Raw genomic sequence first — 17209 nt, forward strand, 5'->3', positions numbered from 1 at the left:
TTTGTGTGAAAACGGTTTAGAATCCATGTTTGTTTCTTGGCGCTAGACGCGCACCCAGGCATCGGAAGAGAAGCAGGCCATGGCAAGATCGAGGCGGCGACCGGCGCGCAGTGCGCGCCTGCGCAATCAAGTAGGGCGTCAGATCGAATCGCTGGAAGTTCGCCGCCTGTTGGCGGGCGGGCCGGTGATCAGCGAGTTTCTGGCTCGGAACGAGGGGCCGTTGGTCGATGAGGACGGTCAGCCGTCGGACTGGATCGAGATCCAGAACACCTCCGCCGCGCCGCTCAATCTCCTGGGCTGGCATCTGACGGACAAGGATGACGAACTCGAACAGTGGACCTTTCCGTCGGTCACGTTGCCCGTCGGCGCGACCGTGATCGTCTTCGCGTCGGAGAAGGATCGCGCGGTGGCCGGCAGCGAGTTGCACACCAACTTCAAACTCGATGGCGACGGCGAGTATCTGGCGCTGGTCGCACCGAACGGGTTTTCGATTGAGCAGGAATTCGCGCCGGAGTATCCCAACCAATACGACGGCATCTCCTACGGCCTGGGAAGTGACTTCGTCGCGCGCGGTTACTTCTTGTTGCCTACGCCGAATGCCCCCAACACCGCGGCGCCGATCGCCGATCCCACGCGCAACGTGGTGATCAGCGAGATCATGTACCATCCGTCCAGCAATAACGACCTGGAGGAATACCTCGAGCTGGCCAACCTGGGAACGGGCTCCGTCAACCTGAACGGTTGGCAATTCACCTCCGGCGTCGACTTCACCTTTCCAAACATCGCGATTCCCGCCGGACAACGATTGGTCGTCGCGCGGGACGTGGCAACGTTCAGCGCCAAGTATCCCAGCGTGACGAACGTCGTCGGCGGCTGGACAGGACAATTGAGCGATGGCGCGGAGCGGATCACGCTCCAGGATCTGGGCGGCGGCACGATTGATCGCGTGGAGTACGCCGACGAAGGCGATTGGTCCGTGCGCGTCGAGGGCGAACTCGACTTCGGCCACCGCGGTTGGGACTGGTCCGACGATCACGACGGTCTGGGACGCTCGCTGGAACTGGTCAACGGGAATTTGCCCAATGAGTTCGGACAGAACTGGCGCGCGAGCACTGTCGATCAAGGAACGCCCGGTGCGGCGAACTCGGTGTCGGTCGCGAACAGCGCGCCGCTGATTCAAGACGTCACGCAATTCCCGATCATTCCGCGCTCCACGAACCCGGTCACCATCACTGCGCAGTTGATCGACGAACAAACCAATGGCCTGACCGCGGCCGTGCATTGGCGTCTCGACGGCGCGGCGAACTTCACCACGTCGACGATGTTCGACGACGGCCTGCACGGCGACGGCGCGGCGGGAGACGGCGTCTTTGGCGCGATCCTGCCGGCGGCCGCGGACGGCGCGATCATCGAATACTACGTGTCGGCGACGGATTCCGGCGCGCGGACGCGGAACTATCCCGAGTTCGCGCAGCCGATGAACGCGCCGGTGGCAAATCGACTCTACCAGGTCGACGACGCCTTCGATCCGAACGCGGCTTGGACGCCGGAGAGCCAGCCGATCTACCGGTTAATCATGACCGACGCGGAACGAGAGGAACTCGCTGCGATCGGCCGCAACGAGGGCGGCTCCGCCGAGAGCAACGCGCTGATGAACGCCACGTTCGTCGTCGTGGACGGCACGGGGAGCGAGGTGCGTTACAACGCCGGAATTCGCAATCGCGGCCACGGCAGTCGCAACGGCCCGCCGAATAATTACCACGTTAAGTTGCCGAAGGATCAGCTTTGGAACGATGTCTCGGAGCTGAACTTCAACTGCCGCACGGTGCAGTCGCAATTGATCGGCAGCGCGATCCAGCAGTTCGCCGGATTAATCGCCGCCGACGCGACGGCCGCCGAAGTGCGCGTGAACGGCGTCGACTTGGCCCTCAGCGGCAATGGCATGTTCGGCTCTTATGTGCTCGTCGAACAGATGAACGGCGACGCCATGGAGCATCATTTCCCCGCCGACAGCGAAGGCAATTTGTACAGCGCATTTCGCCTTGACGATGGCTCGGACGAGGCCGACCTCGCCTACGACGGCCCGGACCCGGTCGACTACCAGGATCGCTACTTCAAGGAGACCAATGAGGAGACGGACGATTGGACTGACTTGATCGCGCTCACCGACGCGCTCAACAACGCTCCGGCCGCGAACTACGTGCAGGTCGTCTCACAGCACGTCAATATCGATCAATGGCTGCGCTACCTGGCGCTCGATGCGCTCCTGCAGAATCGCGAAACCGGACTCAATCGCGGCATCGGCGACGACTACCAGCTCTATCGGGGCGTGAACGATCCACGCTTCGTGCTCGTTTCCCACGACTTAGACACCCTCCTCGGACAAGGCAACAACGTCGGCCAGATCGACCAGAGCATCTTCACGTTCACCGAAGTTGCGGGATTGAATCGCTTTCTCAATCACCCGGAAATCGTTCCTCGCTTCTATCAGCAGTTCCTAGATTTGATGGAATCGACCTTCAATTCGCAAACGCTCAATCCGCTGATCGACCAACTGCTTGGTCCATTCGTCCCCGCCTCGAATATCACGGCGATGAAGCAATTCATCGTCAATCGATCCGCCGCGGTACTCGCGCAAATCCCGCAACAATTCCAGATCAACAACAATCTACCCGTCGTCAATGGTGTTGCGCGCACGACTTCGCCCTCGCTCGTTTTGTCCGGCGTTGCGAATACGGTCGAAACCCAGTCGGTGTTGGCCGATGGAATCCTGACAACTTACAACGCCGTAACGGGCGTTTGGGAGACGGCAGGCGAATCGACCGGCAATCAAGCGGATACGCTCAGCCCGAAGGGCGCCCAGTGGAAATACCTTGCCAACGGTTCCAACCAGGGGACCGCCTGGTATGGATTGAACTTCAACGACGTCGCATGGCAAAGCGGCGCCGCGCAACTGGGTTACGGGGACAATGACGAAGTCACGGTTGTCAACAGTGGCCCGTCCGGCAATCATTTCATCACTACATATTTTCGTCGCACATTCACGGTCGACGATCCGGCGCAATACACTGGCTTGATCTTGCACTTGTTGCAAGACGACGGCGCCGTCGTGTATTTGAATGGCACGGAATTGACGCGGAGCAACTTGCCAGCGAAGCCAGCGACAATCAACTACCTTTCGCCCGCCAATAATTCTGTCGGTGGTAGTGATGAAGACGCCTTCATCTCGACGGCGTTTGCGGCGGAAGTTTCACTCCTTCGACAGGGCACAAATGTTCTGGCGGTGGAAATTCATCAGAGCGGAGCGGATAGTAGCGACATCAGTTTTGACATGGAGCTCCAGGCCACGCGTCCAGGAACTGGGACGGGCGGGCTGCCATTGCAGCCGGGGATCAATCGTGTACTGGTCGAGGCGTACTCCGGACAGAGCGGAACCGGCGAGTTGGTCGACATCGGGTATCTCGACGTCTGGTACGATGGCCTGCCCGCAGCCAATGTAATTTGGCCGGAGGTGGTGCAAGCGGCCTCGCTCGACATGCTCACGCGTAGCAGCTATCTGCCAGGCATTCCCTTGTCGGTGCGCGTCGAAGCCTACGACGGCGCGGGCCGTCCATTGCGCGATCTCTGGGACGCCACGGTGACGCTCTCCACCGATACGGCGAATGTCGCACTGTCCACCTACACGCTTCCATTGCGCAACGGCGTCGGCAGCGCGCTCGTAACGCCGACGGGTTCCGGTGATTTCACGCTCACGGCGACGCTGGGCGACGTGCAATTCAGCCGTCGCTTGACGAGCCTCGCAGGTGCGCCGGTGACGAACATCTCCGGCGTCCTGCCGGGAACATCGTCCATTTGGAGCGGCGTCGTCAATGTCACTGGCGATGTCACCGTTCCGGCGATTCACACGTTGCAGATTCAGCCCGGCACGCTCGTCTTGTTCGCGGGAAATCCGACGCCGCTCTCCACGGACGGCGCCGACTTGATCGTGCAGGGCAAAGTCAACGCGCTCGGCACGGCGGCGAATCCCATCACCTTCACCGCGGCGAATCCCAGCGCCCCGTGGGGTGAAATCCGCCATCAGAGCGCGCAGCCATCGCAATACAATTACGCACAGATTTCCCGCGCGGGACATGCGCCGCGCGGCGGGCACACGAACACGGGTCCGGCGATGCGCGTCGAGAACTCCACGATTCTGTTCGACCACGTCGATATCACCGACATCGCCGGCAAGACGATGACCGCCTCCGGATCGAATCTCACGTTCACGCACAGCCAGTTTGCGCGGAGCGCAATGGGACCCGAGATTCAGCAATCGGGCTTGATCTTCGAGGATGGCTTCATCGTCGACATGCTGGGCATCTATCGTGAGGACGGCGTCACCGACGACAACGACGGCATTTACATTCATCGCCAAGGCGCCGGACAAACCGTGCGGATTTCCCGCAGCGTGGTCGCCCACGCCGACGACGACGGCATCGATACGCTCGGTCCCGACATGCTGATGGAAGATCTGATCATTCGTGATCTGACGAACACCAACGACGATCCAAAGGGCATCACGATCATCGAAGGCAACAACACGATTCGCAATGTGTTGATGTCGAACGTCGATATCGGCATCTCCGCCAAGGGACAGAACGGCAGTACCCCGGTCTCGAACAATACCGTGGATCACGTCACGATTCGGGCAAACTCGATTGGCATCCAGGCCGAAGACAAGTTTGGCATCCCGGGCGCCGTCATCAATTTTAATATCCGCAACTCGATCATTATTGCGGCCGACTCCATTCATACCGACTACGACCCAGCGACGATCGTCGTCAACTATTCGAACGTGATCACAGAACTATGGGCCGGCACGGGGAATCTGCAAACGAATCCGATGTTCGTGAATCCTTCCGTTCACGACTTCCGTCCGCAGCCGGGCAGCCCGAGCATCAACGCCGGCGACCCGGCGTCGGCGCTCGATCCCGACGGCAGTCGCGCCGATCAGGGTTACTTCCTTTCCGGCGTCGCCGGACAAGTCGCCGCGCCGCAGTTGATCGGCGGTGCGCTTGCCGGCAATACGATTCTCGCGCCCTGGCGCGGGCCGTATGTCGTGACCGGCGACGTCACGGTGCCAACCGGCGCGACGCTGACGGTGCTGCCGGGCACGACCGTCTTCTTCCAAACCGGCACGGGCATCACGTTCAACGGCGGGCAGCTATTGGCCGAGGGTACGGAGCACGAGACGATCCGCTTCACGCGCGTCCCCGGCGGCGGCAATTGGGATGGCTTGCAGTTTTCCGGTTCCATGCTGGACAACCGCCTCACCCACGCGGTGATCGAATACGGCGTGACGCCGACCTTCCTGGGGATGATCGGGCTCGACAATTCGAATCTGACGATCGATCACACGATGCTCGATCACGCCGACCACCGGCGGATTCGCTCGGAGCACTCGTCATTGATCGTCAGCAACTCCGTGTTCACCGACATCTTTCCCGGCGCGAACGACGAGCCCACCATCGACAACGTGCATGAACACATCTGGGGACGATTTATCCCAGCTGGCGGGCATTTTATCATCGAGAACAACGTCTTCGGCCGCCTCAAGGGGCACAACGACGCTATCGATTTCGATTCCGAGCGCGCGCCCAATCCGATCGCGCAGGTTATCGGCAACACCTTTCTCGGCGGCGGTGACGACGCGCTCGATTTGACCGGCGACGCTTACATCGAAGGCAACACCTTCATGCACTTCCATAAGGATCAGTACAATACCGATCCGGGGCAGTCGAACACGCTCTCGACCAGCGGCGGCGATTACACCGTCGTCCGCAACACCTTCTTCGACGTCGGCCACGTGACGATCGTCAAAGAAGGCGCCTTCATGAACTTTGTGAATAACACCGTCGTCAACGCCGACTTGTCCGCTTTGTATTTCGATCTCGCCGGCCAAACTTTGGGCCCCGGTCGCGGAGCGCATGTCGTCGGTAGCGTCTTCCAGAACACGCCGACGATTTTCGCCGAGGTCTTGCCGACCACCGATGCGGAGATTCATCAGTCGATCGTCCCCGCCGCCTGGCTCGGTTTCGGCGCCGGCAATGTGAGCGAAGATCCGCGCCTCGTCGATCCGGCGAACGGCGATTTCACGTTACGTCCCGGCTCACCGGCGCTCGGCACGGGTCCGAATGGCTTGGATCGCGGCGCGATGGTTCCGCCCTGGGCGAGCATCCAAGGCGAACCGCCTGCGCAAACCAGCGCGAAAATCGCCACGCTCACCGTGGGCGGCCCGGGCATCGTGCAGTACCAGTATCGCGTGAACAACGGCGCGTGGAGCGCGGCGCGCGACGTCGCGCTGCCGATTCAATTGACGAATCTCGCGAATGGCTCGTACACGGTCTATGTTCGCGGGCAAAATGTCGCCGGCGGTTGGCAAAGTATTGCCAGTCCCACGGCCTCGCGCAGTTGGACGGTGAACGCTTCGCTCAGCAGTCTGGTGATCAGCGAAGTGCTGGCCTCGAACGTCAACGCGGTTCCGCACCAGGGAACGCGACCCGACGTGATCGAGCTGTTCAACGGCGGAGCGGCGGCGATTAACCTGGTCGGCATGAGCCTTTCGGATGATGCGTCGAATCCCACAAAGTTCATCTTCCCGGCGATGATTTTGCAGCCCGGCGCGTATCTGACGCTCTATGCGGATCGCGCCGCGACGCCGGGATTGCATCTCGGCTTCGGCCTCGACGCCGATGGCGACGGCGTGTTTCTGTACGGCCCAGGACCGGCGCGCACGCTGGTCGATAGCGTCGAGTTCGGGTCGCAAGTCGACGATTTCTCCATCGCGCGGCTCGGGCAGGACGGCGCATGGGAATTGGCGACGCCGACCATCGGCGCGGCCAACATCGCCGCGCGGACCGGCGACTCGGCGAAGCTTTCGATCAACGAGTGGTTTGCTTCCGGCGATCTGTTGGTCGCCAACGATTTCGTCGAACTGTACAACCCGGATGCACTGCCTGTGGCGCTGGGCGGCCTGTATCTCACCGACAACTACGGCAGCCTGCCGCGCAAACATCAGATCGCGCCATTGAGTTTCGTCGCCGGCCAAGGCGCCGTCGCCTTCATCGCCGATGGCGATGCGGAACTCGGGCCGAATCATCTCAACTTTCGACTCGAATCGCAGCACGAGACGTTGGCGCTGTTGGACATTGAAGGAAGGACGCTCGATCGCGTCAACTATCAACCACAAACGACCGACGTCTCGCAAGGCCGTTCGCCCGACGGCAACGTGCCGTATGAATCGTTCACGCTGCCGACGCCGGGACTTGTGAATGCCGCAGCGACCGACGCACGAGCGCTCAGTCTGATCGCGGGCTTGCGGATCAGCGAGATCATGTACAACCCGGACGGCGGTTCGGATTACGAGTATATCGAAGTACATAACACGAGCGCAGCGCCGCTCGACATTACCGGCGTCCGCCTCGGCGGCGGCGTGGAGTTCGTGTTCCCGGCCATGACGCTCGCCCCAGGCGCCTACGCGGTGGTCGCCGGCAACCTGACGGCGTTTCAGCAACGTTACGGAGCGGTCGGCAATTTGGCTGGCGCATTCGACGGCAACCTCGATAACGCTGGCGAAGCGTTGGTGCTGCAGTTGCCGGAGCAATTCGACGCGGCGATTCTGCGATTCGATTTCGACGACGCCTGGTATCCCGCCACCGACGGCAGCGGCCGCGCGCTGGTGATCCGCAATGGCGTTGCCGCGCCGCACGATTGGCGCTTGGGCGCAAGTTGGAACGCGGGTCTCGCTGGCGGGACGCCGGGACGCGGCGAAGTCGGCGTGCCAGGCGATACCAACGGCGACGGCCGCGTCGATATCCAGGACCTTAACAACGTCCGCAATCACTTCGGCGAAGTCGGCCCGAACGTCATCGGCGACGCCGACGGCGACGGACAGGTGGGCATCTCGGACTTAAATGCCGTTCGCAACAATTTCGGCATTGGCGGCGCAGCCCCCGCAACGACAACTCGCCGACCGTTGCAGCCGTCGGCCGCGGACCTCGTGTTTTCCGCGAGCGAAAACTACTGAGTTGCTCGAAAGCCCCGTCGCAGGCCGAAGTGAGTCGAAACGCCTGCCAATTCTACACGGGGAAAGCATTCGGATACTGCTACCGCGGCAACAGCGGTGTCAGGGTGAGCCGCGCCACGAAGGCGCATGCTGAACAGCAACCTGGAAATAGCCCGATATTCCGGCTTCGCAAGGCCGCGGACGGCCACTATTCTGATTGGGTTGTTCCCTCGCTCAATGCCCGCCTGATGCACGATTGCGAGGTCATGGACCTTGACGGCGGGTTGCGATAATTCAACGCAACGTTGTACGCCTTGGACTCAGGTTCCTGCCATGCGCTCTCTCCGGCAAGTTATTCGCAACTACTGCTCAAACCTGGCGTTCGCGGTCGCCGTCGTGCATTCCTGGTCGTCAGCGGCGCCGGCGTCACCACCCGAACACCTAACGTTGACGCTCCAAAGTCGCGGCGCTGACGGCGCGCCGCGTACGCAGGAAGAAACGATCGATCCGCGACGGATCGGCGTCGTCGTCGTGGATCCTTGGAATTTCCATTGGTGCAAGACGGCGACCATGCGCGTGGATGCGCTCATTCCTAGGCTCAACCGATCGTTACAGGCTGCTCGCGAGTTGGGCATGACGGTGATGCTCTGCCCTTCCGACGTCGTTGACAACTATGTTGGCTGGCCGCAACGGGAAGTCGTCCTTGCCATGAAACAGCGGCCGGAACCGACGTTGCAGTTAGTCGACTGTCCCGCGCCCCCCGACGGCGGCGGCTGCGGTTGTGGTCATGATCGGTGCGTGACGAACTACGGCTGGGACGCCATGCACCCGGATTTGAGAATTGCTCCCGGCGATCTGATCCCGGATACGCTGCAAGAAGTGTGGACGATCTGCCAGGACCGCCAGTTAACGCATTTGATCTATGCGGGCGTCCATACGCAAGTTTGTCTGCTCGGCAAGCCGATGGGATTGCGCAATCTGAAAGCTGCAGGAATGCAATGCATTTTGGCCCGGGACCTGACCGACGCTCATCCCGGTTATGCGCCGGAACGCGGCTTCACGCCGGACGGCCACACGGCGGAAGTCGTCGCGCATTTCGAACAGCACCTGGCGCCGACCATCGTGATGGCCGACGAGCTCGCGAAGCTCGGCCTGTGGGATCGTGAGACGCCCGTCGATCCGGTCCGCATCACGCCCTGGGGCACGTCGATGCGGCCGCACCTGTTCGGCGAGCATGCGACCATCACGTTCAGCGCCCCTTGGCAGCCCGAGGCGGAACTCCGTTACACGACGGATGGCAGTGAGCCAACGCCTGAATCGACCAAGTACGAAACGGCGTTTACGCTGACGGATTCGGCGCGGATTCGCGTCGGCGGCTTTGTCGGGCGAACACGCGTGTGCCTGGATTCGGAGGGGGAGTTCCGCAAACTCGGTTCCGTGCCGCCCATGCCGGATGTGCCGCTGGCCGACGCCGTACTGCTGCGCGACGTGGGACACGGTCACACCTATGGCGGCGAGATTCGCACGGCGCCGCACCGGAATCCCACGCAGAAGGACCGGACGAACGAGGGGCATCCCATCCGGTTTCGGGACGTCACGTACGAACAAGGTTTCGGCGTCCAGGCCCCGAGTCAGATGATGTTCGCGCTGCGACCGGAGTATGATCGCTTCGTGGCGCTCGCCGGCGTCGATGAGCACCTGTTAGAAGTCGCGCACGGTTCCAATCAGGCCATGCACTCCAGCGTCGTCTTCAAGGTGTTCATTGACGGTCGCGAGGCCGCGTCGAGCCCCGTCATGCGGATTGCGTTTGAACCCTGGCGCTTCGATGTGAAGATCCCGCCTGGCAGTCGTCTGATCAGCCTGACGACGACCGACGCCGGCAACGGCAACAAGGAAGATCTGGCGAATTGGGCCCATTGTGGCTTTGTCGTCAAGTCGAGCGGGGCTACGGAGTCGCCGTCGAATCGCTGAGCGTCAGTTGTTTTTGATTAGAAGTGAGTGAAACATGCGTATTGGTTTGCGGACTTCCGTCGCACAGTCCGAAATGGGCGACCGTACTAACCAGGCGTGGACGCGCCGAGCTCTGTTGCGCGCCGGAGTCGGCGGCTGGAGCAGCCTGAGCTTGCTGGGCCTCTGGCAGACGCAGGCGGCGCTTGCACAAACGCCATTTGTTGCGCCGGGAAAGATTCGTTCCTGCATTTTTCTTTTCTACTACGGCGGGCCGAGTCATCTCGACACCTATGATCCGAAACCCGACGCACCTGCAGAAGTGCGCGGCGAATTCTCCACGATTTCCACGAGCGTGCCGGGACTCCACGTCAGCGAACATTTGCCGCGCATGGCGCGCGTGATGCACAAGGTCGCGCTGGTTCGTGGAATGCATCATGCGGCGCGGCTGCATGACTCGGCGTCGATCCACGCGCTCACCGGACGGCCGCTGGAGGGACCGGACCGGGAGCTATTCGACAAACTGCCGCAGTTTTATCCCAGCTTCGGCAGCACGGTGTCGTACCTGAATCGCGAACAGAACATCATAATTCCGCATGCCGCCTTGCCGTTCGTGTTTCGCAATGTGCAGGACGTTCCCTGCCAGGGCGCGGGATTCTTGGGGAGTTCGTTTGACCCGCTGCAGGTTTCCTGCAATATCGAAAGGCAGGCCTATGACGCGGGCGCGATTGCGCCGGCGCGCGATGTTAGTGGCGAACGACTCGCCGGACGACGCCACTTGCTGGCCTCCATGAACGAACGCGTCGCCGTCGAAGCCGCGGCCACGGCGCGCGTGACCGCGGTCTATGACCGCGCTTTCCAATTGTTCGCCTCGCGTCGAGTTCAAGAAGCGCTCGATCTTTCGCGCGAGTCAACGCCAACGCGCGAACGCTACGGCTTCGGGCCGCCCCCCGCCGCAATCGGTGAAGGCGGAGGCGGCGGCAACGGCGCTGAATTGGCCTCGGGACGTCAAATGCGTGGGCAGAATCTCCTGGTGGCCCGCCGGTTGGTCGAGGCGGGAGTGCCGTTTGTGAATGTCTATGACTTTCAACAGCAAGGTCAAAATTGGGATGCACATTTCAAATGCTTCCATCAACATAAGGAATATCTGTTGCCGCTCGCCGATCAATCCTTGGCGACGTTGATCGAAGATTTGGACGAACGCGGGTTGCTGGATTCGACTTTGGTCGTCGCGATGGGTGAGTTTGGCCGCACGCCTCGAATCAACAAGGAGGGCGGGCGCGACCATTGGCCCGATTGTTATACCGCGTTGTTGGCCGGCGGCGGCGTGCAGGGCGGCGCGGTTTACGGCGCCAGCGATCGTTTCGGCGCTTTTCCGGCAGACGCTCCCGTGACGCCGGGCGATCTCGCCGCGACCATTTTTTGGCGATTCGGCCTGGAGCCGCGAACGGAGATTCACGATTCGCTAGGCCGACCTCATCGCATCGCCACGGGCGAGCCGATCAAGTCGCTTTTCACCAGCTAGGTTGCCGTCGGCCGTTGTGTCGCCGACGCCCGATGTCCCACTTTGACAAAGCGAGTATGCTAGCGAGGATCGCACGGACAATTTATGGGAACGTCTATGGAATGCCACTCACGCGGCGCGAACGAGATTCTTGACCAGGTCTCCACGGCATTTTGTGCTGATAATGCGGCCGAGGTGCGTCGCCTGCTCGACGAGAATCCGTCGCTTAAGGCGAGGATTGACGAGCCGCTGGGGCCGTTTGATGCTCCGGCGATCGTCAATGTCCGTAGCCGCGAAATGCTCGACGCCCTTTTGGACGCAGGCGCGAACCTGGATGCCAAGAGCAAGTGGTGGGCGGGCGGATTTGGACTCTTGCATAGTGCCAGCCCAGAGCTAGCCGCTTACGCCATTCAGCGAGGTGCAGTTGTTGACGTCCATGCGGCGGCGCGGCTGGGGCTGATCGACCGGCTAGGAGAGTTGGTGTCCGCCGAGCCCGCATTGGTTCACGCGCGCGGCGGCGACGGCCAAACGCCGCTCCACTTCGCGCGCACTATTGAGGTGGCGGAGTATCTCCTCGAACACGGCGCGGAGATCGACGCGCGGGACGTGGACCATGAATCGACCGCCGCCCAATGGATGACCGATGAGCGGCACGAACTCGCGCGCGTGCTGATCGACCGGGGTTGCCGAGCGGACCTGTTGTTGGCCAGCGCCGTCGGCGACATCGCGCTTGCGAAGCGGCTGCTCGACGCCGACCCCGAGGCGATTCGTGCCCGGGTGAATGACGATTGTTTTCCCAAGACCGACCCCCGCTCAGGCGGAACGATTTACCAGTGGACCTTGGGCTTCCATGTCTCGCCCCATCAGGTCGCTCGTAAGTTCGGTCATGACGATCTGTTCCAATTCCTTTGGGAGCGCAGCCCTGCGACGGTGAAGCTGCTCACGGCATGTTGGCTTGGCGACGAGGCCCGTGCGCACGCGATGCGGACGGAGCATCCGGGCGTGACCGCGGAGTTGACGGCCGCTGAGCAGCGAAATGTCGCGCACGCGGCGCGCAACAACGAAACGGCCGCCGTGCGACTGTTCTTGGAGTGCGGACTTCCGGTCGACACCTGCGGGCAACATCATGCCACGCCGCTCCATTGGGCGGCGTTTCATGGCAACCTCGGCATGGCCCAAGCACTGCTGTGTCACAGCCCGCCGCTAGAGGCGACCGACGCCGACTTCCACGGCACGCCGCTCGGCTGGGCCATCCACGGCTCCGAACATGGCTGGTATGCGCAAACCGGAGACTACGCAGCCACGGTGGACGCGCTGCTGCAAGCCGGAGCGCGCCCCCCCGCGCAACAAGGCGGAAGCTTGGCGGTGCGAGAAGCTTTGCGGCGGCATGGCACTTAAGAGCAAATTTCAGCCGCTACGAAAGTGATCGCCGGCTGATCGTATTCAGCCACGCGTCGAATGGACTGTCTGGGTCCGCCGCTGGCTAAACACCCGAGTACATCGCGGAGCTGCGATGGCGCAAGAGTGCTCGGTTGACGACCGTGACGCGCCTGAAATGGTTCACAAGGCTGCCGCGCGTGTCACTATTTCCCGGCCCCATAGCTGGTCATCAGATTCCGGTAAGCCGGCAGGTGATTTGAGAACAGCCGGCCGAGGCCTTCGATGTCGTTGCGCCAGTCGCGGTGGAGCTCGCAGGCGACGCCGAACCAGCTCATCAATTGGGCGCCGGCTTGTTCCATGCGAGACCAGGCTGCCAGTCGCGTGGTTTGATTGAACGTGCCCGAGGCGTCCGTCACGACAAACACTTCGTAGCCTTCTTCGAGCGCCGAGAGCGCCGGAAACGCTACGCAGACTTCCGTCACCACGCCGGCGATCAACAATTGCCTCTTGCTGGTGGCCTTCACGGCCTTCACGAAGTCCTCGTTGTCCCAAGCGTTGATGTTGCCCGGCCGTGCGATGTACGGCGCGTCGGGAAACATTTCCTTCAGCTCCGGCATGAGCGGTCCGTTCGGGCCGTTCTCGAAACTGGTGGTCAAGATCGTCGGGAGCTTGAAGTATTTGGCAGTGTCCGCGAGCGCCAACACGTTGTTTTTGAACTCGTCCGGAGAAAAATCTCCGACGATGTTGCACAGCCCGGACTGGTGATCGACCAGCAATACGGCGACGTCGTGCTTGTCGAGACGGCGATATTGGTAAGCCATGAAGGTTGCGCCCGGTGCTGGAAAAGAGGAGTGCTTGGCGTCAGGTGGCCTGATTGATTTCCACGCAGTGCGCCTGGATTTTTCGCATCGCTTCGACGATTCGATCGAGCTGGCTCCGCTCGGCAAGCAGCAGGTTCTGCGGCAGCGCGACGGTCGTCGTGCAGACCTGCCGGTTGCCGGCGAGGTCTTGATAACTCTCGCGATAGGATTTCAACCGATCAGCGCTGAACAGCCGTTGAAAGCCGCGCGAGTTCATCGCCTCGTCCAGCAGGCCGTCGTGGTATTGCTCGTGATAGCCATCGCTGCACGGAACGCCCTCCGCGCGCAGCGCCTTGATGAATTTGTTGCGCGGCAGCCCTTGAAACGCCGTGGCGTCGTATCGCAACGGATAGAGGTGCCACACGGCGCGGCTATTTTCCGGCAGCCGCGCCGGCGTGACGCCGGCGATGTCCTTGAGCTGCGTGGCGAGATAGTCGGCGCTTGCGCGCCGGACTTCGGTCTCTTCAACGAGCTTCTCCATTTGCTGCAGCAAGATCGCCGCTTGAAAATGCTGCATCCGGTAGTTGTTGCCGCGGCTGAAGTGGCCCCTTCCCTGGAACGTGCCGAAGGCGGAGCCGCAATTGTGGTAGGCGTAGCAGCGATCGATCAGCTCGTCGCTGTTGCCGGTGATCGCGCCCCCTTCACCCGCGGGCAGATGCTTTGAGTTCTGAAAGCTGAAGCAGCCGAGATCGGCGAGCGCGCCGCACATCTTTCCGTGATATTCAGCGAGCCAGGCCTGACAGGCGTCTTCCACCACGGCCAGGTTGCGCCGCTTAGCGATGGCGTTAATCGGCTCCATGTCGCATGGCATGCCATAAATGTGTACGGGCACGATCGCGCGCGTGCGATTCGTGATCCGGCTTTCGATCGTGGCCGGATCGATCGTTAATGTCTCGGGATTCGTGTCGGCGAAAACCGGCAACGCCTTCAGCGAAAGGATCGCGTTGTAAGTCGCGATAAACGTATACGGCGAGACGATGACTTCATCGCCGGCGTCGACGCCCATGACGTGCAAGGCCACGGTCAAGGCCGTGGTGCCGCTGGACACGGCCAGACATCGCTTCGCGCCGAGCAGGCTGGCGTAGGCGACCTCGAAATCGGGCACTTTCCCGGTGTCGCCGCCACGATACCAATCGCCGCTGCGCAGCACGCGCAAGACGTCGGCTTCCCAGTCCTCGCGCCATTCCGGCCAGCCGGGCCAATCTGCGGAGTGAGCTGGCTCGCCCCCGAGTGCGGCTGGCTTTGACACCGGCGCCGCGAACGCGCCGAACGCCGATCCGCTGGAAATGCAGGACGCCGCCGAACCAGCGGCCGCCGCCTGGATGAAGCCTCGCCGGGACACCTGCTCGTGCATAGCGTTGCCTTCCGAAGAAAGTTACCCGCTACCTGCTGTGCAGCCCGACAGCGCCGCCGGAACATGAAGAAGTAGCGGCGGAGGGATTCGAACCCCCGACACGCGGATTATGATGCCGTGTCTTACGGATTAATTTTACTCGGGAAATACTGCACATTGCAACCCAGCGACTTCGTCGTAATCCCGCCCGTAACCCCTTCGTGTGCTGGACGGTGTAATCAAAACGCAGTTGTAAGTTGCAGCGTTCGTTTTTTCAGCAGAGAATGCTGGCATGAGCATCCGGCTTCAATTTAAGTTCCGGTCGTTTGTCGCCGTCATCACAATTGGCTGCCTTTGCCTTGGTGGATGGGTGGCCCACCAGCGACACTGGATTGCACTACGTCAGGCTGCACTTGCGATGGACGGCATCCAAGGGAACCCGAGTTCCAAGCACTCAATCCATGACAAGCCTTACTCGCCCCACACGCTTTGGTTATTCGGAGAGCCGGGTCAATCAGTAATCCACGTCGCGTTGGATAGGCTTCACGGAGAAGAACTCCAGGAAATGCGAGCACTTTTTCCTGAGGCAAGATTTGTCGTGAGCCAACCCGGCGAACCTTTATTTCATTGGCCGCCCTTGAATCCGTGATCGCACGGACAGTATCTTGGCGTCTCCGTAACGTTAGCTGCATACTTAGGCCGACGGCGGGCCAATAAGGAGAAGGTGGAATGAAACCCAAGTTTTCCATTCTCACGTTGCTGGGCATCACGGCTTATGTGGCGGTGAATTCATCGGCATTCCTTTACCCAATGTCGGCTTGGGTGCCGGCTGCATTCTGGCTTTCAGTCGCGATCATGGCCGGATGGGCAGTTGTCGCCGCTCAACTGACAACACCACGCACGGTGTTCGCACGCGGAGCATTGCTGTTTAGTTTGATCTACGCGACTTCCGTGATTAGAACCGACGGTGAAAACGGAATCGTGAAAATGCCGCATGACTATATGCTCGATGCCTTGAATTGGTTTCATGGAGATATTCTCGCGGAAGGGATGGCCGACTACGGCAGTACGTCCGAAGGAGTGCCTAGCTTTTACTATGCACGAGTGAAACGATCAAACCTGACCAGCGTAGCTCGCTATGAAGTTGCACTCATGGCTGGCGTGGTTGGTGGCTCCCTGGCACTCTGGCATTACCAACGCAAGGAACGGCGGGCCAATCAGGAGAAGTCTGGGGAATGAGTGACAATCCCTACCAATCCCCGCAGTCAGATTTTACGCCGTCGAGGTCAACGGCGGCAAAGATTACACAATCAAGTGTGTGGCCTTGGTTTGTTGTTCGCATGGTTGGTGCGATTGTCGGCGGGGCCATACTGGCATTCCTCGTATTCATGTTTTTGTTGTTTGTCATTTTTGGTGGACCAAGATAAGAATCCCCGCACCCTGCCAGCCACAAGCCAACAGGGTACGGGGGGGTTATCGCTAGGCTTGTTGGCACACCCCGGCGATATACGATCCCCCTGACCCTCAACAGTTAAGTGAGAGTCAGGGGGGTAGGCTTCATCCGTTTGGGACAAATCGGGAAGCCGTGTTAAAAATGCCCCGTGAGCACAGCTAATTAAAGCTGGGTGTATACCTCACGGGGCTAGGTCAGGCAGGGAGGTGGACCCCCTACCGTGCCCGGTGAGCGTGTCGGCGTGAGCTACTTACAGGGTCTGTCAAATTTTGGCTGTAAATCAACGGCTGATTGGCTTTCAGAATGTGAGCCTGCCTTTGCTGCTCAAAATCCCGTGCAAGACGTTGGGTTGCCGGATGAAATCCAGACTGGTCCGCGACTAACAAATCCTCGCACACTAAAAACACGTCTTCCGGTAGCAAGCACTGGCTCAGCGGAATACCCGCACGGGTGAAGTTGTTAGCTTCATCCAATTCAAATTGGTCCATCCGGTTTGTGAGTGAGGCGGATTTGCCGTACTCCTCATTTAGCCGCGTGCTGATCTTTTCTGTCGCCGCCGCCAAGCTACCGGCATATGTGTAGATCGGCACTGACTCACTTAGCAAGCTTGGTTTGAACCAAAAACGGAAGAACTTCTTCATCCCTCTCTCCTGACTTGCGGCAGCATTGAAAGTGTTTGATCGTCGTA

General features: G+C 60.8%; 8 protein-coding genes. 5 read left to right on the forward strand and 3 right to left on the reverse strand.

Annotation, left to right across the window (positions count from 1 at the left end):
• Positions 1 to 79: 79 nt before the first annotated feature.
• The 4 genes from SGJ19_27335 (at position 80) to SGJ19_27350 (ending at position 12893) form a co-directional block, all read left to right on the forward strand.
• The gene (locus SGJ19_27335) at positions 80 to 8065 is read left to right on the forward strand and encodes a lamin tail domain-containing protein (protein MDZ4783978.1); all 7986 of its coding nucleotides are present in this window, start codon (positions 80 to 82) and stop codon (positions 8063 to 8065) included.
• A gap of 312 nt (positions 8066 to 8377) precedes the next feature.
• On the forward strand, positions 8378 to 10015 hold the full coding sequence (locus SGJ19_27340; protein ID MDZ4783979.1) for an NPCBM/NEW2 domain-containing protein: 1638 nt from the start codon (positions 8378 to 8380) through the stop codon (positions 10013 to 10015).
• Positions 10016 to 10049: 34 nt separating this feature from the next.
• Positions 10050 to 11516: a DUF1501 domain-containing protein gene (locus SGJ19_27345; GenBank protein MDZ4783980.1), complete on the forward strand. Its 1467-nt coding sequence runs from the start codon at positions 10050 to 10052 to the stop codon at positions 11514 to 11516.
• 96 nt (positions 11517 to 11612) lie between these two features.
• The gene (locus SGJ19_27350; protein ID MDZ4783981.1) at positions 11613 to 12893 is read left to right on the forward strand and encodes an ankyrin repeat domain-containing protein; all 1281 of its coding nucleotides are present in this window, start codon (positions 11613 to 11615) and stop codon (positions 12891 to 12893) included.
• Positions 12894 to 13078: 185 nt separating this feature from the next.
• On the opposite strand, the gene ycaC is transcribed toward SGJ19_27350, so the two are convergent.
• Positions 13079 to 13696 (reverse strand): isochorismate family cysteine hydrolase YcaC, encoded by a 618-nt coding sequence (gene ycaC, locus SGJ19_27355; protein MDZ4783982.1) that lies wholly within the window; start codon positions 13694 to 13696, stop codon positions 13079 to 13081.
• A gap of 40 nt (positions 13697 to 13736) precedes the next feature.
• The gene (locus tag SGJ19_27360; protein ID MDZ4783983.1) at positions 13737 to 15089 is read right to left on the reverse strand and encodes a DegT/DnrJ/EryC1/StrS family aminotransferase; all 1353 of its coding nucleotides are present in this window, start codon (positions 15087 to 15089) and stop codon (positions 13737 to 13739) included.
• A gap of 708 nt (positions 15090 to 15797) precedes the next feature.
• Between SGJ19_27360 and SGJ19_27365 the strand changes: the two genes are divergently transcribed.
• Positions 15798 to 16307 (forward strand): hypothetical protein, encoded by a 510-nt coding sequence (locus SGJ19_27365; protein ID MDZ4783984.1) that lies wholly within the window; start codon positions 15798 to 15800, stop codon positions 16305 to 16307.
• 429 nt (positions 16308 to 16736) lie between these two features.
• Here SGJ19_27365 and SGJ19_27370 read toward each other — a convergent pair.
• On the reverse strand, positions 16737 to 17209 hold a 473-nt coding region (locus SGJ19_27370), incomplete at its 5' end, for a hypothetical protein (GenBank protein ID MDZ4783985.1).

The sequence above is a fragment of the Planctomycetia bacterium genome (assembly GCA_034440135.1).
In the GTDB taxonomy this organism is placed as follows: Bacteria; Planctomycetota; Planctomycetia; order Pirellulales; family JALHLM01; genus JALHLM01.

Coding starts and splice junctions, on each gene's coding strand:
- SGJ19_27335 (MDZ4783978.1), top strand. CDS start 80: ATGGCAAGATCGAGGCGGCGACCGGCGCGCAGTGCGCGCCTGCGCAAT.
- SGJ19_27340 (MDZ4783979.1), top strand. CDS start 8,378: ATGCGCTCTCTCCGGCAAGTTATTCGCAACTACTGCTCAAACCTGGCG.
- SGJ19_27345 (MDZ4783980.1), top strand. CDS start 10,050: ATGCGTATTGGTTTGCGGACTTCCGTCGCACAGTCCGAAATGGGCGAC.
- SGJ19_27350 (MDZ4783981.1), top strand. CDS start 11,613: ATGGAATGCCACTCACGCGGCGCGAACGAGATTCTTGACCAGGTCTCC.
- ycaC (MDZ4783982.1), bottom strand. CDS start 13,696: ATGGCTTACCAATATCGCCGTCTCGACAAGCACGACGTCGCCGTATTG.
- SGJ19_27360 (MDZ4783983.1), bottom strand. CDS start 15,089: ATGCACGAGCAGGTGTCCCGGCGAGGCTTCATCCAGGCGGCGGCCGCT.
- SGJ19_27365 (MDZ4783984.1), top strand. CDS start 15,798: ATGAAACCCAAGTTTTCCATTCTCACGTTGCTGGGCATCACGGCTTAT.